The organism is Microbacterium sp. Bi128, from assembly GCF_918698205.1.
Window position 1 is genome coordinate 1 of record NZ_CAKKMM010000509.1, and the last position, 3,356, is coordinate 3,356.

General features: G+C 71.9%; 3 protein-coding genes. 1 reads left to right on the forward strand and 2 read right to left on the reverse strand.

All coding sequences use genetic code 11. The features are described 5' to 3' along the window. The coding region (locus LQV45_RS21990) for a flavodoxin domain-containing protein (RefSeq protein WP_230008817.1) at positions 1-1,630 on the forward strand (1,630 nt) is incomplete at its 5' end. 25 nt (positions 1,631-1,655) lie between these two features. Here LQV45_RS21990 and LQV45_RS21995 read toward each other — a convergent pair. Beyond that, positions 1,656-2,459: an HpcH/HpaI aldolase/citrate lyase family protein gene (locus LQV45_RS21995; protein ID WP_230008818.1), complete on the reverse strand. Its 804-nt coding sequence runs from the start codon at positions 2,457-2,459 to the stop codon at positions 1,656-1,658. Further along, positions 2,444-3,229: a fumarylacetoacetate hydrolase family protein gene (locus LQV45_RS22000; protein ID WP_230008819.1), complete on the reverse strand. Its 786-nt coding sequence runs from the start codon at positions 3,227-3,229 to the stop codon at positions 2,444-2,446. Before LQV45_RS22000 ends, LQV45_RS21995 begins: the two co-directional genes overlap by 16 nt. Positions 3,230-3,356: the final 127 nt, after the last annotated feature.

Consider the following 3,356-nt stretch of genomic DNA (forward strand, 5'->3'; position numbering starts at 1 on the left):
GTACGGTCTCGTGCGCTACGGGGTGGCCGCCGACCATCAGGGCACGAAGTCGGTGGCGCGGCAGTTCGACCGCCTCTTCACCGACGAGGGCGTGCGGTTCCACGGCGGTGTCACGGTCGGCGAGCACGTTTCGCTCGATGAGCTGCGCGCGGCGTTCGACGCCGTGGTGCTCGCCTCGGGGCTGTCGGCGGACGCGCGTCTGGCCGTGCCCGGCGCCGATCTCCCGGGAGTCGTGGGCGCCGGAGCGCTAACCCGGCTGTTCAACGGCCACCCGGACCACCACCGGGATGACGTGTCACTCGGTCGGCGGGTGGTCGTGGTCGGTCAGGGCAACGTCGCCCTCGATGTCGTCCGGCTGATCTCGCGGACGAGCGCGGACCTCGACGGCAGTGACGTCGACGACGCCGTGCACGAGCGCGTGGCCGGTGACGTGCGCGTCGTGCATGTCGTCGGACGTTCCGCACCGCAGAACGCGAAATTCGATCCTGTCATGGTGCGCGAGCTCGCCGGTCTCAGGGGAATCGGGCACACGGTGCACGGCACCGACCTCGCCGCCGTCCCCGAGGGCAAGGATGCGCGCGTCGACGCCGTCCGCGCGCTGGAGGCCGCGGCCGACGGGAGCGCGCGGGTGCAGGTGCACTGGTGGTTCGGTCTCGCTCCGGACGCGATCGAGGGGACGACGGCGGCGGAGACGGTGGTCTTCCGCGGCGCCTCCGGCGAGGTGCGCCTCGACGCCGATGCCGTGGTCACCGCCGTCGGTTTCTCCGCGGACGCCGCGACGCTCGTCGAGCCCGGCGCGCACCCCGACGGGCGGATCGAGCCCGGCCTCTATGTGGCGGGCTGGCTGCGGCGGGGGCCGCGCGGGACGATTCCCGACCAGCGCTCCGACTCGCGCGCCCTCGCTCGCGCGCTCGCGGACGATCTCGCCTCGGGCGCGATCGCCGCGGGAGCGGAGGGCGTCGACGCCCTCGATCTGCCCGCTCGCGTCGACTTCGACGGGTGGCGACGCATCGACGTGCGCGAGACGCTCAGCGCCGCGCCCGGCCGTGTCCGGGCGAAGCTGCGCACGCTCGATGACCTGCGTGCGGCCGCGACCGACCTGTCGATCATGCTCCCGACCGTCGACGCGGCCCGCACCGACGCGGGTGGGGGAGAGGGGTGCGGACCCGTCACGATCCTCTTCGGCACCGAGTCGGGCAACGCCGAGCTCGTCGCCGAGGACCTCGCACGCCACCTCGGCGACCGCGCCGACACGAGGGTCATCGACCTCGGCGACCTGGAGCCCGCCGACCTCGACTCCGAGCGCCTGCACCTGATCGTCTGCTCGACGTACGGTGACGGCGAACTCCCCACCAACGTCCGCGGGCTGCGGGAGCGGCTGCTGTCCGAGCGGCCGGAGCTCGCCGGCATCCGGTATGCGGTGTTCGGTCTCGGCGATCGCAGCTACAGCAAGACGTATTCGCGCGGCAGCGAGATGATCGACGAGGCGCTCGCCGCGTGCGGGGCGACGCGGGTCGGCGAGTACGGACGCCACGACGCCGGCGGGCCGCTGGATGCCGCCGAGGTCGCGCGCGAATGGGCCGACGGCGTGCTCGCCGAGCTCGCCGCCCGAGAACTGGTGACCCGCTGATCCGGGATCGGTCGGCCGGCGCGGATCAGTAGCTGGCGCGCTCGGGGTCGTCGCCCCCGGTCGACCAGCGGGCCGCGAGGGCCTCCGATCCGCGGGCGAGGAGCGCGACGTCGGCTCCGACGAGGACGAAGGACGCCCCGGCATCCAGGTACGCCTGTGCCGCGGCGGGGTCGAAGGCGTTCACGCCGACCGGCTTCCCGGCTGCGCGGACGGCCTCGAACGCGCGGAGCGCGGCGGCCACGACGTCGGGGTGCGTCTGCTGGCCGAGCAGACCCAGCGATGCCGCCAGGTCGCTCGGGCCGACGAAGACACCGTCGATGCCGTCCACCGCGGCGATCTCGCCCGCGGCGTCCACGCCGTCGAGTGTTTCGACCTGGACGAAGAGCGAGACGTGGTCATCGGCCCGGGCAAGGTAGTCGTCGACGCGGTTCCACCGGGCCGACCGGGCAAGCGCCGACCCCACGCCCCGGACGCCCCGCGGGGGGTAGCGCACCGCGGAGACGAGGTCGCGGGCCTGGGCGGCCGACGACACCATCGGCACGAGGATGTTCTGGGCGCCGAGGTCGAGCACCTGCTTCAGGGTCACCGCATCGCCGATGGGCACGCGCACCACCGGCGTCGCCGGGTAGGCGGCGATCGCCTGCAACTGCGTGAGAACGGAGGTGAGCCCGTTGGGCGAATGCTCCATGTCGACGAGGACCCAGTCGGTCCCGGAACCGGCGACGATCTCGGCGACCAGCGGGCTGCCCGAGCACACCCAGATCCCCGCGAGCGGGCGGGGTGATGCGGCCAAGCGCTGGCGGAAGGTCGGGCTCAGACGAAGCGGCATGCGATCGTTCCCATCGGTCCGTAGTCGCACAGCACGCTATCGCCCCGCGACACCCACATCGGCCGGGTGAAGGACCCGGCCAGGATGATCTCCCCCGCTTCGAGACGAGCACCGTGCTGCGCGAACTTGTTCGCGAGCCAGGCCACTCCCGTGGCGGGGTGGCCGAGCACGCCGGCCGCCACACCCGTCTCCTCGATCTCCCCGTTGCGCGAGAGCACGCCGGGCACCCAGCGGAGGTCGATCTCGTCGGGGCGCTTGTGCACGTCGCCGAGGACCATCGCCCCGTAGGCGGCGTTGTCGCTGATCGTGTCGACGATCGTGCGGCCCTCCAGCTCGATGTGCGAGTTCAGCACCTCGAGCGCCGGGACGGCGTAGTCGATCGCCGCGAGGGCGTCCTCGAGCATGCAGTCCGGCCCCTCGAGCGGTGCCTTGAGCACGAAGGCGAGTTCCACTTCGATGCGGACGTTCGAGAAGTGGTCGACCGGGATCTCGGCGCCCGAGCGGTACACCGTGTCGTCGAACATCACGCCGTAGTCCGGCTCGGTGATCCCCGTCGCCTGCTGCATCGCTTTCGAGGTGAGTCCGATCTTGCGCCCGACGAGGGTGCGGCCCGCGGCAATCTGCGTGTCGCGCCACATGCCTTGGATGGCATACGAGTCCTCGACCGTGGCATCCGGATACCGCGCGGTGATGCGCGGGATGACCGAGTGTGCGCGGTCGGCCTCTGCGAGCTCCCTCGCGATGTCGCCGATCTGTGCGTCGCTGAGCATCACGTCCCTTTCTGGTTCTGTCGCGTGAGGGGTCGAAAAGTGTCGCTTCAGGCCGTCTGCGGCGACAAATACTGACCCCTCACGCGCGTGAAGAGGGGGGTTAGAGCTGGTGGCCGAGCTTGAACTC